Consider the following 19,837-nt stretch of genomic DNA (forward strand, 5'->3'; position numbering starts at 1 on the left):
CACACGGTTCAGCACACCTCTCCCAGGGCGGCGATCACGTCCGCCTTGCGGGGCTGACCGCTGGCGCGCCGGACCTGCCGGCCCCGGGCGTCCAGCACCAGCACGGTGGGCGTGGCCGTGATCTCCAGGGCCCGTACCAGGGGCAGGTGGGACTCGGCGTCGATCTCCACCCAGGTCACTCCCGGCACCAAGTCGGCCACCTCCGCCAGTACCCGTCGGGTGGCGCGGCAGGGCTGGCAGAAGGCGCTGGAGAACTGCACCAGGGTGGCGCGCTCCCCCAGTCGCCCCAGCCCGAGCAGCTCGGCCGTCAGTCGGGCTTCCGTCACCATCCGTCCCGCCGCCTCCTGGTCCACGTTCCGGGCCTGCGCCCGACCGTCCTCTCGCCACGTGCTCGTCACCCTGTCAGCATCCGGGATACCCAGCTGATTCCCGGAGTCCGCGAGGGCGGGTGAGATGTCATCCGGCATTCACAACCACCGCTTCCCCTCGGGCGGTTGGGGGCGGGCTCCGGGCCGGATGCCGGGGCGTCCACGTGATGAGGATCTCCCCCTCACCCGGTCGCCGGACTGTTCCTTTACGCGTCTTTGGGGGACCATCACTGCCATCCGAAAGTTACGCATCCGTAGGTTTTCCGAAACCCCCGGACCAGCAAGGAGCCACCACACGGTGGAGGAGGCCCCAACCCGTGCCAGAACTCGTGTATCCCCCGGTGATCGGTTTCGCCCGCACCCTGTTCAAGACCTGGGATCTGCGCTTCGACATCGAGGGGGACCGCCACGTACCCCGCCAGGGGGGCGCGGTGCTGGTGAGCAACCACATCAGTTACCTGGACTTCGTCTTCGCCGGGCTGGCCGCGCGGCCGGCCAAACGGCTGGTGCGGTTCATGGCCAAGGAGTCGGTGTTCCGGCACCGGATATCCGGCCCCCTGATGCGGGCGATGAAGCACATCCCGGTGGACCGCTCCCAGGGTGAGCACGCCTACCAGCACGCCCTGAAGGCGCTGCGCTCCGGGGAGGTCATCGGGGTCTTCCCGGAGGCGACCATCTCGGAGTCCTTCACCCTGAAGTCCTTCAAGAGCGGTGCCGCGAGGATGGCGCAGGAGGCCGACGTACCGGTGCTGCCGCTGGCCCTGTGGGGCACCCAACGGCTGTGGACCAAGGGGCACAAGCGGGACTTCGGCCGCAACCACTTCCCGATCGTGATGCGGATGGGCGAGCCGCTGCTGCCCCGGGCCGAGGAGACCGCGACGGCGCTCACCGCCCGGGTCAAGGAACGGGTGCAGGAGTTGCTGGAGGCGGCCCAGCGCGCCTACCCGGGGCGGCCCAAGGGCCCGGACGACACCTGGTGGCTGCCGGCGCACATGGGCGGCACCGCTCCATTGCCGGCCGACTCCCCCTCCCCGTAGGGAGGTTGGCCCGAGGTACGACGTGGAAGAGGGGTTGCCCTCCCGGAATCGGGAGGGCAACCCCTCTTCGGTACGGGTCAGTTCGCCATCTCCGACCGCAGGGCCGCCACGAAGGAGTCGACGTCCTCCTCGGTGGTGTCCCAGGAGCACATCCAGCGCACCGAGCCGGTCGCCTCGTCCCAGAAGTAGAAGCGGTACCGCTTCTGGAGCCGTTCGCTGACCTCACGGGGCAGTTCGGCGAAGACCGCGTTGGCCTGTACGGCGTACAGCACCCGCACTCCGGGGACCTCGCGCACCCCCTCGTAGAGCCGGCGGGCCATGGCGTTGGCGTGGCGGGCGCTGCGCAGCCACAGGTCGCCGCCGAACAGGGCCTCCAACTGCGCCGAGACGAAGCGGGACTTGGAGGCCAGCTGCATCGACAGCTTGCGCAGGTGCTTCATCCGGCCCACGGCCTCGCGGTTGAGGACCACCACGGCCTCGCCGCCCAGCATCCCGTTCTTGGTGCCGCCCAGCGACAGGATGTCGACGCCCACCACGTTGGTGAACGCCCGCAGGGGTACGTCCAGGGTGGCCGCGGCGTTGGCCAGTCGGGCCCCGTCCATGTGCACCACCATGCCGAGCTGGTGGGCGTGTTCACATATCGCCCGCACCTCGTCGGGGGTGTAGACGGTGCCCAGCTCGGTGTTCTGGGTCAGGGACACCACCTGGGGGGTGGCCCGGTGCTCGTCCTCCCAGCCGAAGGCCTCGCGGTCGATCAGTTCCGGGGTCAGCTTGCCGTCGTCGGTGGGCACCGGCAGCAGCTTCAGCCCACCCACCCGTTCCGGTGCGCCGCACTCGTCCACGTGGATGTGGGCGGTGTCCGCGCAGATCACGGCGCCCCAGCGGTCGGTGACCGCCTGGAGGGACACCACGTTGGCGCCGGTACCGCTGAAGACCGGGTACGCCTGGGCCCGGGCGCCGAAGTGGCTGCGGATCACGGTCTGGAGGTGCTCGGTGTAGACGTCCTCGCCGTAGGCGACCTGGTGGCCGCCGTTGGCGAGGGCGACCGCCTCGATCACCTCGGGGTGGGCGCCGGCGTAGTTGTCGCTGGCGAATCCCCGTGACTCGGGGTCATGCCGGCGTCTGACCACGGTGCGGGACCCGGACACGTTCACGGTTGGGGCGTCAGCCACAGGCGGTTTCCGTTCACTTCGGCGGTCGGCTTGCTCCACACCCCGGCGATCCGCTCGGCCAGTTCGGTCACGTCGGTAAAGCCGGCGAACTTGGCGTTCGGCCGCTCCTTCCGCATGGCGTCGTTCACCAGGGCCTTGACCACCAGGATGGCAGCGGCGGCCGGCGGCTGCTCCTCGCCCCCCGCCCTGCGGAAGGCGTCGGCCAGCGACAGCGTCCACGCCTCGGCGGCGGCCTTGGCCGCCCCGTACGCGGCGTTGCCCGCCGAGGGCTTGGCCGCGCCGGCGGCGCTGATGAGCAGGAAGCGTCCGTTACCGCTGCGCTTGAGGGCGCCCTCGAAGGCGAGCGAGGTGTGCTGGACGGTGCGCACCAGCAGGTTGTGCAGCAGTTCCCAGTCCGCCAGGTCGGTGTCGGCGAAGCTGGACGAGCCCCGCCAACCGCCCACCAGGTGCACCAGTCCGTCGACCCGACCGAACTCCTTCTCCGTCTTGTCCGCCCAGGCCCTGGCCTCGTCCAGGTTGAGCAGGTCCACGGTGTCGCCGGTCACGGTCGCCCCGCCGTGTGCGAAGCGGGCGGCGTCCACCGCCTCCGCCAACCGCTGGGGGTCCGAGTCGGCGGCCACCACGGTCGCCCCCGACTCGGCGAGCTGGAGCAGGGTGGCCCGGCCGGCGGGTCCGGCCGCGCCGGCGACGGCCACCACGGCCCCCTCCAGTTGTCCGTCGCCGGTGCCGTTGGTCAAGGTCATCGGTTCACTGCCTCCTGTAGTCCCACGTTGCACTGGTGCGCCTGCCGCGCCGTCGGGGTCCGGCTCACGCCGCCAGGGCGGGTGAGTCCGCGGTGATCCCCTTGGTCGATGCGACCACGGAACGCAGCTTCTTGGCGAGTGCCTCGTAGAACATGCTCAGCGGAAACTCGTCGGGAAGCACCTCGTCGACGAGCTTGCGGGGCGGGAGGCTGAGGTCCAGGGCGTCCGGCCCCTTGGCCCAGGTGGAACCGGGGTGCGGGGAGAGGTAGCGGGAGACCAGCTCGTACGCCTTGAACCAGTGGACGATCTTCGGCCGGTCGATGCCCTCGCGGTAGAGGGTCTCGATCTCCTCGCGGAGGCGCTCGGTGACCTGGCGGGCGAGGTTCCAGTCGATGGTGAGCTTGTTGTCGGTCCAGCGCAGGGCGTCGTGCTGGTGGAGGTAGGCGAACAGCAGCTGACCGCCCAGGCCGTCGTAGTTGCGGTTGCGCTCACCGGTGACGGGGAAGCGGAACAGCCGGTCCAGCAGCATGGTGTACTGCACGTCGCGGCCCTGGGGCACGCCGTCGGCCTCCAGGCGTACGCCCTCGTGGAAGGCGGTCAGGTCACAGCGCAGTTCCTCCAGCCCGTACATCCAGAACGGCTGGCGCTGCTTGATCATGAACGGGTCGAACGGCAGGTCACCGTGGCTGTGGGTCCGGTCGTGGACCATGTCCCACAGTACGAACGCCTCCTGGCAGCGCTGCTGATCGGTGAGCAACCCCTGGGCGTCCTCGGGCAGTTGGAGGCTGGTGATCCGGCAGGCGGAGTCCACCACCCGACGGAAGCGCGCGGCCTCCCGGTCGCAGAAGATGCCGCCCCAGCTGAACCGCTCGGGCGCCTCGCGCACGGCGATGGTCTCCGGGAAGAGCACGGCGGAGTTGGTGTCGTAGCCGGAGGTGAAGTCCTCGAAGGTGATGCCGCAGAAGAGGGGGTTGTCGTAGCGGGTGCGCTCCAGTTCGGCCAGCCAGTCGGGCCAGACCATGCGCAGCACGACCGCTTCGAGGTTGCGGTCGAGGTTGCCGTTCTGGGTGTACATCGGGAAGACGACCAGGTGCTGGAGCCCGTCCTCGCGGTTGGCGGCGGGCTGGAAGGCCAGCAGGGCGTCGAGGAAGTCGGGTACCTGGAAGCCCTCGTCCGCCCAGCGGCGGAGGTCGGCGACGAGTGCCCGGTGGTAGTCGGCGTCATGGGGCAGCAGCGGGGAGAGTTCCTCGACGGAGGCGATCACCCGCTCCAGGTCCCCCCGTACGTGCTGCCGGGAGGGGGCGCCCTCGGCGTCGAAGTCGATCGAGCCGTCCTTGCCCTGGGCGGGGCGGATGGACTCCACCGCCTGCTTCAGCCTCGTCCAGGCAGGGTGGTCCACCACTCTGCCCACGGACGAGTCGCTGCCGCCAACCAGGGTTGGCGAAAGAATTTCCGTCATGATCACTCCTCCACCGGATAACCTCGCGTACGGACACCGTAGTCACGGAAGACCGGACCCTCAAGTGGGCCTTACGGGAAATCATCCGGCGAGAGTCTCGCCACAGTCGAGAATTTCCCGCACACGCCCCGGGAAACCCCGGAAGAACAGTCGTCGACCAGGCGGATCCCCGTCATCTCGATCACCTGCCCCCACCGGCCGCCGACGCTGGTTACGCTGTCGCCGAAAGCCGCTGCGAGCCGTCAACGGCCGCCGAAGTCACCGCGCGGGCCGCTGACGAGGGGCCGCGAGAACACCGACCGCCAGGGAGCGAACGCCGCGTGTCACTACTCACCGTTGGCCACCGAGGCCTGATGGGCGTCGAACCGGAGAACACCCTGCGTTCCTTCCGCCGCGCGGAGCGCGAGGCGGTGGACGTCATCGAACTGGACCTGCACCTGAGCAAGGACGGCGCCCTGGTGGTGATGCACGACGCCGACGTCACGCGGACCACCGACGGCGGCGGGCCCGTCTCGGACTTCACCCTGGACCAGCTGCGTGCCCTCGACGCCGGACAGGGCGAGCGCGTCCCCACCTTCGACGAGGTGGTGGAGGCGACCTCCCTTCCCCTCCAGGCCGAGATCAAGGACCGGGACGCGGCACAGGTCCTGGCCCGCCGCATCCAGGAGCTGGACCTGCACCAGCGGGTGACGGTGATCTCGTTCCACGACGAGGCCCTGCGCGAGACCCGGCGGCTGTTGCCACAGATGCCGCTGGTGCTGGTCGCCGGCAAGTCCTCCCCCACCGCCCCGGACCGCGCCCGGGAGCTGGGCGCGGACATGGTGTCCCTGGAGCTGCGCTGGCTCACCCCCGAGATCGTGGAGCGCGCCCACTCCCTGGGTATCCGGGTCATCAGCTGGACCGTGAACACCCCCGAGGACCTCCAGCGGGTCACCGAACTCGGGCTGGACGGGGTGGTCACCGACATGCCGGCAATCCGTCGGGCCACGGAGAAGCTGGCCGCCTCCTGAGGTCCGGTCGACCCCCGGGTCGGCCCCGACCGGACGGGCCCCGGGCCCCGGTCAGTCGAGGGGCTTGGTCAGCACCGCGAACTCCAGGTCGTCGCGCTGGGGCAGCCCGAACCGTTCGTCGCCGTAGGGGAAGGGGCTGCGCTCCCCGTTGAGGGCGTAGCCCCTGCGCTCGTACCAGGCGATCAGTTCCTCCCGTACCGAGATCACGGTCATCCGCATCTCCCGGGCGCCCCACCGTCGGACGGCCTCCGCCTCGGCGGCGGCCAGCACCTGGCGTCCGACGCCGCCGCCCTGGAGGGCGGGGCGGACCGCGAACATGCCGAAGTAGGCGTACTCCCCCCGGTGTTCCAACTGGCAGCAGGAGACCAGCTCGCCGTCCCGTTCGGCGACCAGCAGCAGGGACCGGGGGTCCTCGACGACCTGGAGGACTCCCTCGGGGTCGGTGCGTTGCCCGCCCAGCAGATCCGCCTCGGTGGTCCACCCGGCCCGGCTGGCGTCGCCCCGGTAGGCGGACTCGATCAGGGCCACCAGAGCCGGAACGTCCGGTGAGCTGGCGGTACGGAAGGACAGCCGGCCGGGGGCGGCGGTCTCGTGACCTTGGACATCGTCGACGTGCATGGGCCCGAGAGTAGCGGCGGCCCGCCTAGGGTCGCCGTATGGTTCACGTACTGAGCAGCCGCTACCTGCTGCGACCGACCGACCCCGAACGGTCCCGGGACTTCTACGGTCGCCAACTGGCCCTTCCCGTCTACCGCGAGTTCGGCACCGGGGTGGAGCGCGGCACCGTCTACTTCCTCGGTGGCGGCTACCTGGAGGTGTCCGGCCGCTCGGACACCCCACCCTCGTCCGCCCCACGGCTGTGGCTCCAGGTCCCCGACGTCACCGCCGCCCACCAGGAGTTGAGGGACCTCGGGGTGCCCGTGGTCCGCGAACCCCGGCGCGAGCCCTGGGGACTGGTGGAGTGCTGGATCCGTGACCCGGACGGGCTGCACCTGTGTCTGGTCCAGGTGCCCGAGGACCACCCCATGCGCTACCGCCCCGGCATCTAGGAACTCCCCCTCCGACTCCGGCGCGGCGGGAACCGGCACGCTCCTCCCCGTGCCCTCGTGCGCTCCCGTACCCCCGCCCCGAGGGGGGCAGGCTTCCGGCGGGCGGGACCACCGGGCCGAGGAGGGGCGCCATGCACCACCTGCCGTCGGGCACCGCCTGGCTGCTGACCGGCCTCTGCGCCTGGACCGGGGTCCTCTGCACCCTGGACCACCTCCGCCGCCGGGCGGCCGGGCACCCTCGCCGGGACGCTGACGGGCCCGGTTCCCCGGGGGCGGAGGCCTGCATGGCCTGGGCGATGGCGCTGATGGCCCTACCTTCCGTGGGGGCGCGGGTGCACCCCCTGGTGTGGGTGGCGATCTTCGCGGGGTGGGGGCTGGCCCGCCTCCCCGGGGTGGCGCGCCACGGGTGGGAGGGGTTGGGGCACCTCGCGGGGGCGCTGGCCATGGTGTACCTGGGCCTGGCCATGAGCGCCCCGGGTTCGGGCACCGGCCACGGGGGCGGGCTGCCCTGGCTGACCGGTGCGCTGCTGCTGTACTACGCCGCCGAGGTGCTGCTGCTCGGGCTGCGGCTGGCGCCGGTCACGGCCGGGGCACCGGTGGAGACCTCCGGCCCTCGGTCCACGGGGCTGCCGGTGGCCTGCCGGATCTGCCTGGGGCTCGCCATGATCGTCATGCTGGCCTCACTGTGACCGTACGGGCACGGTCGGGGCACCAAGAGGTCGCCCGATGGCCGGAGTTGGGGGTGGGTCGGGGTGTGTGACGCGTCACTTCCGCACCCTGGCGACCGCCGCTGACCGGCGGCTTCTCCTACCCTGAGGACATGATGGTCGCGCTGGTCCTGCTGGCCCTTGGAGCACTGACCGCGACGATCGCGCCCCCCTTGCTGATCCGCGCCTCCTGGGTCGACCGTGAACCGGTGCTGGCGCTGTGGGCCTGGCAGTGTGTGGTCGGTGCGGTGCTCCTGTGCTGCCTGCTGGCGATGGCGCTGTCGGCGGCGACCGCCTGGCAGGTGGTGCGCGGCCACGTCTTCGCTCCCGCCCCACACGGGGTGATGGAGGCGTACGGCTTCGGCTCCTGGGACGGGCCCTGGGCGGGGCTGCTCGCGATCGTGCTGGCCGGCGGGGGCGCCTGGACCGGGGCGATGCTGCTGCGGGAGATCCGTGACGCCCGGCTGCGGCACCGGCGACGGCGGGCCGAACTCCGGCTGCGGGCACCGAGCTTGCCCGACGAGCCGACCGACCGGGACGAACGCCTGGTGGTGCTGGAGGGGGAACGGCCCGACGCCTGGTGGCTGCCCGGCCCGAAGCCCCAACTGGTCATCACCACGGCCGCGTTGCGCCGCCTGAAAGGGCGTCAGCTGGACGCGGTGATCGCCCACGAGCAGGGGCACGCGCGGGCCCGGCACGACGTCCTGCTGCACTGTTCCTCGGCGCTGGCCACCGGTTTCCCCCGGGTCCCGGTGTTCGCCGGCTTCCACGAGCAGATGCACCGGCTGGTGGAGCTGGCCGCCGACGACGCCGCCTCACGCCGGTTCGGGGCGCTCACCACCGCCCTGGCACTGGTCGAACTCAACGAGGGACGCGGGGTGTTCGGGCCCTGTCCGCCCGCCCTGGCCCAGATCCCCCAGCGGGTGGACCGGTTGCTGGCGGCACCGCCCCGGTTGTCGGTGGCCCGGCGGATCAGGGTGACCGCGACAGCCTCCTGCGTACCGGTGGTCCCGCTGCTGGTGGCCTTCGTCCCCGGGTTGAGCGCCCTCGGTTAGCCGTCGGGCCCCGTGATGGGCGAGGATCCCCAGATGACCGGGCCCCGTGTACGACCCTCGACTCCCGCCTCCCTGTCCCTGACGGCCGGGCTGCTGGCCGTGGTGGCCACCGTGACCATGCTGCTGGCCGTCAGCGGCTGGGCGCCGTTGATCCGTCTGGACCGGGGCATCGCCACCGGGCTGCACGAGGTCGCCCTGCACCACCCGGGGTGGACCCGGGTACAGCGCTTCCTGTCGGACTGGGTGTGGGACCCCTGGACCGTACGGGCCGTGGTCGCCGTACTGGTGCTGTCGCTGTGGCGGAACGGCGAACGGATGCTGGCGCTGTGGTTCGCGGTGACCCTGCTGGTGGCCAACGTCACGCAGCAGGTGTTGAAGGCCGCGCTGGGTCGGGACCGTCCGCAGTGGGCGCAGCCGGTGGACGAGGCGCACTTCGCCGCGATGCCCTCGGGGCACGCGATGACCGCCGCGGTGGGCCTCGGGCTGCTGTGCTGGTTCACCGAGCGGATGACGGCCTCGTCGGTGCTGCGGATCACGGTGCTGGCCCTGTCGGTGTGCAGTGTGGTGGGCGTGGCCTTCACCCGGCTGTTCCTCGGGGTGCACTGGTTCACCGACACCCTGGTGGGCGTCCTGCTGGGCGTCGCCATGGTGCTGGCGGTACGGGCCCAGTGGCTGCGCAACGCCCCGGACGCCGGCGCCGCGACCTCCTGAGCCCCCGGGCGGGAGCCGGCCCGGGTACGGAGGGCTACGATGCCGTCCATGATCACGCTGAGCTACGCACGGTACCGCGCCGAACTCGCCACCCAGATCGGCCTGTTGCGGTCCGGCGTACGCGGCGCCGACCTGACGGTCCCGGTTCCCGGCTGCCCCGGCTGGAACCTCGCCCAGCTGCTGCGGCACGTCGGCGGCACGCACCACTGGGCCGCCGAGGTGGTCCGCACCCGGGCCACCGAGCCGGTGGCGGAGGACCTGGTCAACGAGGTCGCGGACCACGCCGACGCCGACCCCGGGGAGCTGGACTCCTGGCTCGCCGAGGGCGCGCGCCTGCTCACCGAGGCCCTGGGGGCCGTCCGGCCCGAGGACGCGGTGTGGACCCCCGGCCCCGGGGGCGACGCGCTGTTCTGGGCGCGGCGTATGACCTTCGAGGCGGTGGTGCACCGGGCCGACGCGAGCCAGTCCCTGGGGACGGCGTTCGCGCTGGACGAGGAGGTCGCCCTGGACGGGGTCGAGGAGTGGATGGGGTTCACCACCGTGCCCGAGGTCCTGGCGTCCGGCCCCGGGGAACCGCCGTTGCTGGGCGCCGGGCGCGTCCTGCGCTTCGAGGGGCTGGCCTCCTCGGGGGACGCGACCGGCTGGCTGGTCGACCTCACCGGGGACACCGTGACCTGTGGCCGTACGGACGCCTCCGCCCCGGTGGGGGCGGCGGTGACCGTACGGGCTCCGCTGGCCGACCTGTTGTTGCTGTTCTACCGGCGCCGCACCGCCGGGGACCGGGCCGTGACGGTCGAGGGTGACGCGGCACTGCTGGACCTGTGGCTGGAGCGGTCGGGGTTCTGGCTCCGGGAGTGAACGCCGCCTCCGGCGGGCGGGCGGGGCCCCTTCCGGGTCGGGTCAGGGCACGGCCACGTCGGTGTGTATGGCCAGCTTGAACTGGGCGTGACTGATCGGGGTGGCCACCTTGCGGTCGCCCGAGCCCCGGGCGGTGATCTTCAGGCCGACCGGTACGTCGGGGTGGACGAAGAACTGCCAGACGTAGGTGTGGAACTCCGCTCCCCCGGTGCGGTTGGCGGCGCTGGTGCCGGTGGAGTCGTAGCCGTCACCGAGGGGGTCACGTACGAAACGGGCGCGGTACTCCGAGGGCGTGGAGTCGGCCTCCCAGTGCACCGTGGCCGACAGCACCCCCCAGCCGTCGTGGCTGGGCCATATCAGGCCGGAGCGGGTGTCGGGGAACTTCGAGGGCTCGGAACCGCCCTTGTCGGGGTCGTGCATGTGCCAGGGGTCGTAGGACTCCCCCTCGTAGGGGAAGCGCACCAGGTGGTAGCCGTCGTCGTCGTACGAGACCTTCTGGGAACGCTGTTTGCTGGCCTTGGCGTCCCAGATGAGCGAACAGATCGCGAGAGACATTCCACTCCCCGTTGAAACGGGCCGCCCACGGTGGCGCGCGGACGGCGACGGGCGGGGGCAGTGACAGCCCACCGCTTGGTTCGACCGCGAGAATTCTGGGCGGAGCATACCCACCAACTGCCGCGCTAACAGCGACAGTTGGTGGGTCGCTGGAAGGCCGCGAACAGTGGGTGCGGTCCCCTCTCCCCCTGTGAGAGGGGCCCACGTCGCGGCCCGGTCTCGGGCGATCCCCCGCGTCGCCCGAAACCGCCAGCCGAGGGGGCGTCCACCGGCCAACCGGTGTCGGCGCCTCGCCTCGCGCTGAGTATATTGACTGGGAGCCAGTCAACGCGTGGAGTACAGCATGTCCCCTCGGAGCGCTTCGGTCAATGAAGAGTTGCGCCAGCGCTCACGTGCGCGAATCCTGCAGGCGACCGTGGACCTGGTCAGCGAGCGGGGCTACGAGGCCACCACCCTCGGGGACATCGCGGACCAGGCGGGCACCGCTCGCGGGCTGGTGTCGTACTACTTCGCCGGCAAGCGGCAACTCCTCCAGTCCGCCGTCCACCGCGCCATGCACCTGCGGCTGGGCGCCGCGCTGGACCGCGAGCCCCTGCCCACCGGGCCGGACGCCGGCCGGGAACTGCTGGCCCGGGCGATCGACGCGATACTCAGCCTGGCCGTGGAGCAGCCGGTACTGATGCGCACCCACATGGCCACGATCCTCCAGTACGAGGGCTTCGTGCAGTGCCAGGAGCAGCAGCAACTGGCCACCCTGCTCCGCCGGGCCGTGATCGGCTACGGCTCCAAGGACCCGGACACCGACTACCCCATGCTGCGCGCCCAGTTGATGGGTGCGGTGATAGCCGTCCTGCTGCCCGGCGCCCCGCTGGAGCGGTCCCGGCTGCGCGGCGACCTCTTCGACCGCTACGGGCTGGAGTGGGACATGGGTTCACCGCCCGACACCCCCCGCCCCGAGGACCCCTGAGACGTTCCCCACAGCCGGCTAGCGACTCGTTCCGGTCAGGGGAAGCCTCGTGCGGTTCCGGTCGGGGAAGCGCTCGGTCTCCGGGTCGAGGAAGTCGATCAGGTCCAGCAGGGCGTTCTGGAGGCGCACCAGCCGCCGGTACGCGTCCGGTCCCGATACGGCGGCGAGTCGGCGGACCTCCTCGGCCGGCGGTTCGAACCACTCGGCGAACCACGCGTCCTGCTCCAGACGCCGGCAGAACTCGGCGTAGCCAATACAGCCGTCACCGTCGATGACCAGTTCCCCCAGGGCGCGTTGGGTGCTGCGGAAGATCATCAACGGGGAGTCACGGTCCCGGCTGTCGCTCAGCACGGCACCGACGTCCGTCAGGCGGTTCATCACGGTCCGGTTGTCCTGACGGTTGCCGAGGTCGAGGAACTGGACACGTCGCCTGAGGAGTTCCACCTGCCCGAGGCACTCGGCGAGCACGTGGAGGGTGCTGCGGACCGCGTACCGCCGCTGCCACTCCGTTCCCCGGGCGTAGAACTTGTCGAGGAACCGGTGGCGGACGATGTTGGTCAGGCGCGACTGGAGGTCGTAGGCCGCCCACAGCAGGGGGTCGCGGTGCCGGCCCATCACGTCCTGCCGCTCGGCCTCCTCCCGACGTTCGGTGGCCCGCCGTTCCAACTCGGCCGCCAGAAGGGTCTGTCCACGGGCGGCCCGGACGCTGATCAGCGCACTCACCAACGCCACCGCCCCGGACACGGACGCCACCCATAACTCGGTGTTCATGGGGGCTGACGATACCGAGAGGCGGGTGGGACCCCTGACAGGCAAGCGAGGGCTTGCCTATCGTAGGGGCGTGACCGAGGATGTCTTCAAGGCGCTGGCCGACCCGACCCGTCGACACATCCTGGACGAGTTGGTGGAACGGGACGGCCAGACCCTCTTCGAACTCTGCGCCCGCCTGTGGGACCGGCACGGCGTGGGACTGACCCGCCAGGCGATCAGCCAGCACCTGGCCGTACTGGAGTCCGCGGAGCTGGTCGTCTCACGACGGCAGGGCCGCTACAAGTTCCACGACCTGCGCACCGCACCCCTGGAACGCGCCGTCAACCGGTGGCTCAGGCCCGACTCCCCCAAGGACAGCCCATGAGGATCCACCTCACCAGTGTTTTCGTCGACGACCAGGACAGGGCCCTGCGCTTCTACACCGAGGTGCTCGGCTTCGTGAAGAAGCACGAGGTCCCCCTCGGCGAGGACCGGTGGCTGACCGTGGTCTCCCCCGAGGGCGCCGAACTCCTGCTGGAGCCCGACGGCCATCCCGCCGTCGGGCCGTACCAGCGGGCCCTGGCCGAGGACGGCATCCCCGCCGCCTCCTTCGCGGTGGACGACGTGCCCGAAGAGTTCCGCCGACTGAGCGCACTCGGCGTGCGCTTCACCCAGGAACCGCTGGAGATGGGCGCGGTGACCACGGCCGTGCTGGACGACACCTGCGGCAACCTGATCCAGATCGTCCAGGGCGGCTGAGGCGCGGGCGGTCCCGTACTCGCAGTCCCGTACTCAGGGTGTGCGGGAGGCGTTGAGCGCCGCCACCGCCTCCCGGGCGCTGCCCAGGTTGGCGAAGTCCACGGCCACGAAGTTCACCGGGCTCCCCCGCTCGGCCTCACAGCCACGCGCCCGTTCGACGACGAAGTCCTTGGCGTTGACCTCCCCGGCGTCGATACGACTCCCTCCGCCGTGGGTGACGAAGTGGTTCATCAGGAACAGCCGCTTGTCCCTGCCACCCCGGTTGGGGATGCAGCTCATCTCCTGCGGCGAGGAGAACTCGTACGGGGTCTCCATGCCGTACTTGTAGAAGTTGCGGTACCAGGGGGCCGGGCCATCCGCGCCCTCGGCGAAGACGACCAGCCGCTTGTCGTCCTCCACCATCTCCCCCAACGTCGGCCACCGGGCCCCGGGGTCGGAGTCGGGCGTGAACAGCTTGTCGTTCAGCCCGGCCCGACGGAACGCCGAGGCCGTCTGCTTCCCGCTGATCCCGTCCTGGATGATCAGGGTCACCACCTCGTCCGGGTGGTCGTCCATCCAGGTGCCCACCTTGCGCAGGGTGTCCACCAGCGGGATGGCGCCGCCGCGACAGATCGCGTGGCACAGCCACAGCCCCGGTCGGGCCGGGCTGGCCTTGTCGATGATGCCGCTGATCCGCTGCTGGGTGTCCGGCGCGAACTCGGACAGCTTCAACCGCTGGGCGATCTCGTCACGGCGTTCCCAGGTGTGGGTGTCGATCAGCAGGGCGCGGGCGCCGTGGTCGAGCTGGGTGGTGATGTCCGCGTCCTGGAGGGGGCTGATGAACTTCTCGGCGGTCGAGGACATCGCGTTGTGGGACGCGAGGTAGGCGGCCTGGTCGTAGCGCAGGTCGCACATCTCGGCCGAACCGTTGCAGTAGATCCGCTGGGACCCCTGGGCGGCGGTCGGCAGCAGCGCGGGGCCCAGCACCACCGTGGTGGTGACTACGGCCCCGATGCCGCCCAGGGCCGCCTTGCGGGTACGCGGGGTCAACTTCCGGCCGGTGACCCGCCGTTCCCAGACCACACAGCCGACGAGCAGCGGCAGCCCCACCGCGAACGGGGTGAGCGCGGCCAGCAGCCCGGCACTGCTGAACGAACGGACACCGGCCCGCTCCAGGTCCTCCACCAGGTTCGCCAGGGTGGGCGGCCAGGAACCGGGCGGCGTCCACACCAGGGAATCGCCCTTCCACCGCACCACCAGGAAGACCAGGGCGGTCAGTACACCCCCCACGACGAGCAGCGTCCCGAGGTTGCGCAGCCGCCGGACCCGGCGCCGTGGACCGAAGAACCACAGGAAGGCCACCGCGGCGATACCGATGACCGTTGCGGTGGTCTGCACCACGCCCAGGGTGATGTGGGTGACGTGCCGGGCCGACTCCAGCTTGCGGGTGTCGGCGCCCGCGCTCCGCAGGTCGTCGGCCACGTTCCACTGGCCGCCGTCGGTGATCCTGATCAGGTCCTGTTTCGCCTTGTTGCCACCGTTGCCGGCCGTGGTACCGGGCAGGTGGGGGCCGACGGCGGCCAGCGCGGTCGCCACGTCCCCCACCGCCAACGCCCCCTTCACCTGGGGCCGCAGGTCCTCCCGCTCACTCTTCGGCACCCCGGACAGCAACAGCTGGGTACCCTCCCGTACCGCCTTGTCGCCGAGTTTCACCTTGGGCAGATCCGGCTTGCGGCCGGCCGCGACATCGTCGAGGGCGGTGTCCAGCTTCTTCAGCGCGGTGTGCAGATCGGCCTCGGACCTCGGGTTCTTGGCGGCCACCAGGTCGCCCAGATACATCTCGCCCAGGCCGTTCAGGTTGGCCATCACCGGTGTGAGGTCCACCGACAGGCTCAGGGTGTCGGTGTTCCCGCGCAGGTACCCCAGCAGGGCGGCGATCTGTTCGTCCGTCAGCTTCCGCACCGTCGCCGAGGGCAGCACGGTCTTGAGGTTGGCCGTCACCACCGACTCGGGCACCGGCAGACGCGCCAGCAGGCTACGGGTCACCGGCTGGGCCTGGGGGTCCACCAGCACCTCGTCGTACAGCCGGTCGTACGCCCGCTCGTCGTCCAGCACGCCCTGGTAGAAGCCCCGGTTCAGCAGGGTCGCGCGCAGGGTGCCCGCCCCCGCCAGGACCACCACGCACAGCACGACCAGCACACTGGCGACCACCCGGGCCCGCCTCAGCACACGGGCCTGCCGCCACCCGGGGGGCGGTGCTGCCGGGGCCTCGGAAGGCTTCGAGTCGACCTTCGCATCCGTGCTCCCGCCCACCGTGCCCCCTTCTTCGCTGGTCCAGCCCCTGCCCGGCCAGCGTAGGCCGAATCCATGTGTCGACAAAAACCCGGTACCCACCCCCTTCCGCTCCACCAAGTGCCGGCCCCGGTCGCCGACTTGGCCCCCGGGTGCCCACCCGGAGCCGGGGCCGGCCGGCAGCGGTCAGCCCCGTAGCAGTTCCCGGATGACCTCGGTGATCCTCTCGGGGGCCGCCTCCGCCATGAAGTGGCCGGCGTCGACGGTGTGGTGCGCGAGCCGGGGCGCCCAGGCCCGCCAGCGGGCGGCGCCGTCGAAGCCCAGTCGGGCGCCCCAGTCCTGCTGTACGACGGCGACCGGCATGGTCAGACGGGCCCCGGCCTCCCGGTCCGCCCGGTCATGGGCGACGTCGACCCCGGCCGACGCCCGGTAGTCGGCGACGATCGACGGTACGGCGGCGGCGCTCGCCCGCAGGTAGGCGGCGCGCACCTGGTCCGGGATGACGTCGGGGGTCCCGCCCCAGACGTCCAGGAAGTGCGCGAAGAACGCCTCGGCGCTGTTGCCGATCATGGTCTCGGGCAGGCCGGGAGGCTGGGCCATCAGGTACAGGTGGAAGGCCACCGCCGCCTCGCGCCCACGGAGCACGTCCCACATGTCCAGGGTCGGCAGCACGTCCAGACAGGCCAGGTGCGTGACCGCCCCGGGATGGTCCAGCCCGGCCCGGAAGGCCACGAGGGCACCCCGGTCGTGACCGACGAGGGCGAAACGCGGATGCCCCAACTCGGCGGCCAGGGCCACCACGTCAGCGGCCATGGTGCGCTTGGCGTAGGTGTCCTCACCGGTCACCTCCGGCTTGTCACTGGCGCCGTAGCCCCGCAGGTCGGGGGCGATGACGGTGTGGTCCCGCGCCAGTTCCCCCGCCACGTGCCGCCACATCAGGTGGGTCTGGGGGAAGCCGTGCAACAGCACGACCGGGGAACCCGTACCACCGACGGCCGCCGAGAGGCTCACCCCGGGGGCCACCGGGACGCGCACCACCTCGAAACCGGGGTGGAACGCGGAAGCAAGGGATGCCGGGGGCTCCACGGAGGCCGAACCGGTCGGACGGGACGAGGAAGAGGAGGAGGCAGAGGAACAGAGGGACACCGTGCGCGCCTTTCATGGGGCCGAAGGAGGACACTCCCAACCTGCGCGGTGGGGATGAGCAACGGATGAGCGACAAGGCGCGAGGGCGGAGAATGCCAGGATGCGGGTACGGATCGAGGTGCTGGGCGCGGTACGCGCCGTCGACCCCGAGGGGCGCCCCCTCGGGCTGCGCGGCCCCCGGCACCGCGAGGTCCTGGCCCGCCTCCTGGTAGCGCGCGGCCGGCTGGTCCCCACCGAGGTACTCCTCGACGACCTGTGGGCCGGAGCCCCTCCCGCGGGTGCCCTCACCTCGCTGCGCACCTTCGTCGCCGCGCTCCGCCGCTCCCTGGAACCCGAGCGCCCGCCCCGGACCCCGCCCCGGCTGCTGGTCACCGAGGGGCCCGGCTACGCCCTGCGCCCGGACCGGCTCGACGTGGACGCCCACCACTTCGAACAGGCCCTGGAGTACGCCCGGTCCGCCACCGACCCGGAGGCCGAACCCCGACTGCGGGAAGCCCTCGCCCTCTGGCGCGGCCCCGCCTACGCGGACCTCCCCGAGTCCCCCTGGATCCACGCCGAACGGGCCAGGCTGGAGGAGCTGCGGCTCCAGGCCGTGGAACGGCACACCCTCGCCCGCCTCCACCAGGGCGTCACCGCGCCCCTGATCCCCCTGCTGGAACGCCACCTCGCCGAACACCCCTGGCGTGAACCGGCCTGGGGCCTCCTCGCCCGGACCCTCTACCTGGACGGCCGACAGGGCGAGGCCCTGACCGTACTGGACCGGGTACGCACCCGACTCCGACGCCAACTCGGCGTCGACCCCGGCCCCGCCCTACGCCAACTGGAACTGGACATCCTCCGCCGCTCCCCCACCCTGGAGGTCACCGCACCCCGGGGCGGCACCTGGGAGAGCGCCGTCGCCGCCTACCAGCACGCCCCCGGGGTGGGACCCCGTACCCGGCTGCGCTCCACCGTCGACCTGGTCCGCACCCTGGCCATCGGCGGAGGCGACGGCCTGGTGGCCGCACGGCGACAACGGCTGGAGGCCATCCGTTCCGCCGAGGCCACCGGCGACAGCCGACTGACCGCCCGGGTCATCGGCGCCTACGACGTACCGGCCATCTGGAGCCGCCTCGACGACCCCGCCCAGGCCCACGAGGTGGTCGCCGCCGCCGAACGCGCCCTCACCACCCTCACTGCCGAGGAACACCACGGCGACCAACTCCCCCACGGCACCGAGGCGTTGCGAGCCCGTCTGCTGTCGACCATCGCCGTCGAGTCACGCGGCTCCCACTCCCCCCGAGCGGTACGGGCCGCGTACGAGGCCGAACGCCTCGCCCGCCGACTCGGCGACCCCCACCTGCTGGTCTTCGCACTCAACGGCGTCTTCCTCCAGTCCTTCACCATCCCCGGACACTGGCCCCGACGGGACGCCCTCGGCACCGAACTCGTCGACCTCTCCGCCCGCCACGGTCTGACGGCCCACGAGATCCTCGGCCACCTCGTACGACTCCAGGCCCGCTCGGCCCTGGGAGACCTCCCCGCCGCCGAGGAGCACGCCCGAGCCGCCGAATCCCTCGCCGACGCCCACGAGTCGCCGGCCGTCACCGTACTGACCACCTGGTTCCGGGCCATGCGCCACGCCTCCGAAGGCACACCGGTGTCCACCGTGGAGTCCGCCTACCGCGCGGCCTCGGTCCCCCTGGCCACGGCCGGAATGCCGGGCGTCGCGGACGGCCTGCTGCCCCTGGCCCTCCTGGGACTCCACCTGCTCCACGACCGACCGGCACCCACCGACCCCACCCTGGACTGGGGCCCCTACACCCCCTGGGCCCGCCCCCTGCTCCTCCTCGCCCAGGGCCGATCCCGACAGGCCGCCGACGCGGTACGCCAGGCACCACCGCCAACACCCGACCACCTCCACGAAGCGCTGTGGTGCGCCCTGCGCGTGGCCGCCCTCCGCACCGGCGTCGACGAGGTCGCCGCAGCCGCCCATGAGGCGCTGCGCCCCGCCGCCCGGGAACACGCCGGCGCCGGCAGCGGCCTGCTGACCTTCGGCCCCGTAGCGCGGTACCTCGCCCCCTGACGGGGGCCGCCCTCCGTCAGGGGGCTGGCTTACCGAGGGTGCCCGGGGTCGGACATCTCCGGGGCCTCGGCTCACCTCCGCCCAACGGCCCACCGTTCGGGGACAGTTGGGCGGGCACCCGTCGTGTCCGGGACACCACCCCGGCGCCCAACACGGTACGGCCCCACGGGGTGGGACAGGGGCGCCGGTACGTGTTCGCGGGGGGCACGGTGGGGCCAGCCCGGGCGTGTGTGCGGGAGGGGGCAGGTGCGGCTGGGTCCATCCCCCGCGTGCGCGGGGAGCAGAACGGACGACCGATCGACGCCCGAGGGTGGCTGGGACCACCCCCGCGTGCGCGGGGAGCAGTGCAGCACCCCGTTCACGGCATCTACGGCCGCGGGTCCATCCCCGCGCGTGCGGGGAGCAGCTCACGCACCGCCTTGGGCGCACGCGGTACGGGGGACCATCCCCGCGTACGCGGGGAGCAGTGACCTGCGGTTTTCCGGGGGACGACGTAGGGGGACCATCCCCGCGTACGCGGGGAGCAGGCCTCCCTTGTCCCCGCGTGCGCGGGGAGCAGCAGTTGTTGCAGGCGCTGTCCGGCATCTTGGCGGGTCCATCCCCGCGCGTGCGGGGAGCAGCCTTACCGCCATCCCGCGACGCCGCCGCCGCAGGGTCCATCCCCGCGCGTGCGGGGAGCAGTGCTTGTCCTCCTTGGCGTGGGCGGGTCCGTGGGGTCCATCCCCGCGTGCGCGGGGAGCAGTACATTCCGGTACCGGGCTTGAGCAACCCGCCGGGTCCATCCCCGCGTGCGCGGGGAGCAGTCGACGTTCTGCGTCGGCAGTTCGCCGCCCTGGGGTCCATCCCCGCGCGTGCGGGGAGCAGCCGGTCGGCCAGCAGGCTTGCCCCGAGCACGGGGGTCCATCCCCGCGCGTGCGGGGAGCAGAGGACGGTGAGGGTGACGGACAGGCCGTAGCCGGGTCCATCCCCGCGTGCGCGGGGAGCAGTCCTCGGTGATGTCGCCCGCGCTCGGGTCGACGGGTCCATCCCCGCGTGCGCGGGGAGCAGAGGGGTTCAGGGAACAGGGGCTGATCATCGATGGGTCCATCCCCGCGTGCGCGGGGAGCAGTGGCCGTCCTCCGACCGGAGGTAGTCGCCTCTGGGTCCATCCCCGCG

Annotated in this window: 20 protein-coding genes and 1 CRISPR repeat array (1 of these 21 cut by a window edge); of the genes, 11 read left to right on the forward strand and 9 right to left on the reverse strand. The window is 71.9% G+C overall.

All coding sequences use genetic code 11. The features are described 5' to 3' along the window. Positions 1-8: 8 nt before the first annotated feature. Positions 9-329 carry a thioredoxin family protein gene (locus ABZT14_RS21850; protein ID WP_356305473.1) on the reverse strand — a complete coding sequence of 107 codons (321 nt, stop codon included), beginning with the start codon at positions 327-329 and terminating at the stop codon, positions 9-11. 356 nt (positions 330-685) lie between these two features. On the opposite strand from ABZT14_RS21850, the gene ABZT14_RS21855 reads away from it, so the two are divergent. Further along, complete coding sequence (locus ABZT14_RS21855; protein ID WP_356305316.1) at positions 686-1,405, forward strand: lysophospholipid acyltransferase family protein; 720 nt, start codon at positions 686-688, stop codon at positions 1,403-1,405. Positions 1,406-1,482: 77 nt separating this feature from the next. Here the strand turns inward: ABZT14_RS21855 and ABZT14_RS21860 are convergent, their stop codons facing one another. From ABZT14_RS21860 to ABZT14_RS21870, 3 genes are all read right to left on the reverse strand, one after another. After that, the gene (locus ABZT14_RS21860; RefSeq protein ID WP_356305475.1) at positions 1,483-2,553 is read right to left on the reverse strand and encodes a low specificity L-threonine aldolase; all 1,071 of its coding nucleotides are present in this window, start codon (positions 2,551-2,553) and stop codon (positions 1,483-1,485) included. Between the two features lie 2 nt (positions 2,554-2,555). After that, positions 2,556-3,320, reverse strand: a complete 765-nt coding sequence (locus ABZT14_RS21865; RefSeq protein ID WP_356305318.1) for an SDR family NAD(P)-dependent oxidoreductase — start codon at positions 3,318-3,320, stop codon at positions 2,556-2,558. Between the two features lie 64 nt (positions 3,321-3,384). Next, positions 3,385-4,779 (reverse strand): DUF6421 family protein, encoded by a 1,395-nt coding sequence (locus ABZT14_RS21870; protein WP_356305320.1) that lies wholly within the window; start codon positions 4,777-4,779, stop codon positions 3,385-3,387. Positions 4,780-5,099: 320 nt separating this feature from the next. On the opposite strand from ABZT14_RS21870, the gene ABZT14_RS21875 reads away from it, so the two are divergent. Then, positions 5,100-5,789, forward strand: a complete 690-nt coding sequence (locus tag ABZT14_RS21875; RefSeq protein WP_356305322.1) for a glycerophosphodiester phosphodiesterase family protein — start codon at positions 5,100-5,102, stop codon at positions 5,787-5,789. Positions 5,790-5,840: 51 nt separating this feature from the next. Here ABZT14_RS21875 and ABZT14_RS21880 read toward each other — a convergent pair whose 3' ends face one another. Further along, a complete protein-coding gene (locus ABZT14_RS21880) occupies positions 5,841-6,407 on the reverse strand; it encodes a GNAT family N-acetyltransferase (RefSeq protein ID WP_356305324.1) in 567 nt (188 codons plus the stop codon). Between the two features lie 38 nt (positions 6,408-6,445). Between ABZT14_RS21880 and ABZT14_RS21885 the strand changes: the two genes are divergently transcribed. From ABZT14_RS21885 to ABZT14_RS21905, 5 genes are all read left to right on the forward strand, one after another. After that, positions 6,446-6,838 carry a VOC family protein gene (locus ABZT14_RS21885; protein ID WP_356305326.1) on the forward strand — a complete coding sequence of 131 codons (393 nt, stop codon included), beginning with the start codon at positions 6,446-6,448 and terminating at the stop codon, positions 6,836-6,838. Positions 6,839-6,969: 131 nt separating this feature from the next. After that, positions 6,970-7,527 (forward strand): DUF5134 domain-containing protein, encoded by a 558-nt coding sequence (locus ABZT14_RS21890; protein ID WP_356305328.1) that lies wholly within the window; start codon positions 6,970-6,972, stop codon positions 7,525-7,527. A 131-nt stretch (positions 7,528-7,658) separates the two neighbouring features. Beyond that, positions 7,659-8,600 carry a M56 family metallopeptidase gene (locus ABZT14_RS21895; protein ID WP_356305330.1) on the forward strand — a complete coding sequence of 314 codons (942 nt, stop codon included), beginning with the start codon at positions 7,659-7,661 and terminating at the stop codon, positions 8,598-8,600. A gap of 33 nt (positions 8,601-8,633) precedes the next feature. Beyond that, positions 8,634-9,311, forward strand: coding sequence for a phosphatase PAP2 family protein (locus ABZT14_RS21900; protein WP_356305332.1), 678 nt, complete (start codon positions 8,634-8,636; stop codon positions 9,309-9,311). Positions 9,312-9,359: 48 nt separating this feature from the next. Beyond that, entirely contained in the window at positions 9,360-10,169 is an 810-nt protein-coding gene (locus ABZT14_RS21905) for a maleylpyruvate isomerase family mycothiol-dependent enzyme (RefSeq protein ID WP_356305334.1), read from the forward strand. A gap of 42 nt (positions 10,170-10,211) precedes the next feature. Here ABZT14_RS21905 and ABZT14_RS21910 read toward each other — a convergent pair whose 3' ends face one another. Further along, positions 10,212-10,724, reverse strand: coding sequence for a hypothetical protein (locus tag ABZT14_RS21910; protein WP_356305336.1), 513 nt, complete (start codon positions 10,722-10,724; stop codon positions 10,212-10,214). Positions 10,725-11,067: 343 nt separating this feature from the next. Here ABZT14_RS21910 and ABZT14_RS21915 point away from each other — a divergent pair, with 343 nt between their 5' ends. Beyond that, positions 11,068-11,691, forward strand: coding sequence for a helix-turn-helix domain-containing protein (locus tag ABZT14_RS21915; protein ID WP_356305338.1), 624 nt, complete (start codon positions 11,068-11,070; stop codon positions 11,689-11,691). 18 nt (positions 11,692-11,709) lie between these two features. On the opposite strand, the gene ABZT14_RS21920 is transcribed toward ABZT14_RS21915, so the two are convergent. After that, entirely contained in the window at positions 11,710-12,462 is a 753-nt protein-coding gene (locus ABZT14_RS21920) for a hypothetical protein (RefSeq protein ID WP_356305340.1), read from the reverse strand. Positions 12,463-12,532: 70 nt separating this feature from the next. Between ABZT14_RS21920 and ABZT14_RS21925 the strand changes: the two genes are divergently transcribed. Together ABZT14_RS21925 and ABZT14_RS21930 are read left to right on the forward strand one after the other, a co-directional pair. Continuing rightward, on the forward strand, positions 12,533-12,826 hold the full coding sequence (locus ABZT14_RS21925; protein WP_356305342.1) for a metalloregulator ArsR/SmtB family transcription factor: 294 nt from the start codon (positions 12,533-12,535) through the stop codon (positions 12,824-12,826). Beyond that, a complete protein-coding gene (locus tag ABZT14_RS21930) occupies positions 12,823-13,200 on the forward strand; it encodes a VOC family protein (protein WP_356305344.1) in 378 nt (125 codons plus the stop codon). The genes ABZT14_RS21925 and ABZT14_RS21930 overlap by 4 nt, the downstream gene beginning before the upstream one ends. A gap of 33 nt (positions 13,201-13,233) precedes the next feature. Here the strand turns inward: ABZT14_RS21930 and ABZT14_RS21935 are convergent, their stop codons facing one another. Next, positions 13,234-15,390, reverse strand: coding sequence for a PI-PLC domain-containing protein (locus ABZT14_RS21935; protein ID WP_356305346.1), 2,157 nt, complete (start codon positions 15,388-15,390; stop codon positions 13,234-13,236). 267 nt (positions 15,391-15,657) lie between these two features. Further along, positions 15,658-16,557, reverse strand: coding sequence for an alpha/beta hydrolase (locus ABZT14_RS21940; protein WP_356305348.1), 900 nt, complete (start codon positions 16,555-16,557; stop codon positions 15,658-15,660). Between the two features lie 160 nt (positions 16,558-16,717). Between ABZT14_RS21940 and ABZT14_RS21945 the strand changes: the two genes are divergently transcribed. After that, entirely contained in the window at positions 16,718-18,682 is a 1,965-nt protein-coding gene (locus ABZT14_RS21945; RefSeq protein ID WP_356305350.1) for a BTAD domain-containing putative transcriptional regulator, read from the forward strand. Positions 18,683-19,273: 591 nt separating this feature from the next. Continuing rightward, positions 19,274-19,837: a CRISPR direct-repeat array (repeat unit 29 nt; unit sequence GGGTCCATCCCCGCGTGCGCGGGGAGCAG); it runs 197 nt beyond the window's last position.

Source organism: Streptomyces sp. NPDC005438 (genome assembly GCF_040606315.1).
GTDB lineage: Bacteria > Actinomycetota > Actinomycetes > Streptomycetales > Streptomycetaceae > Streptomyces.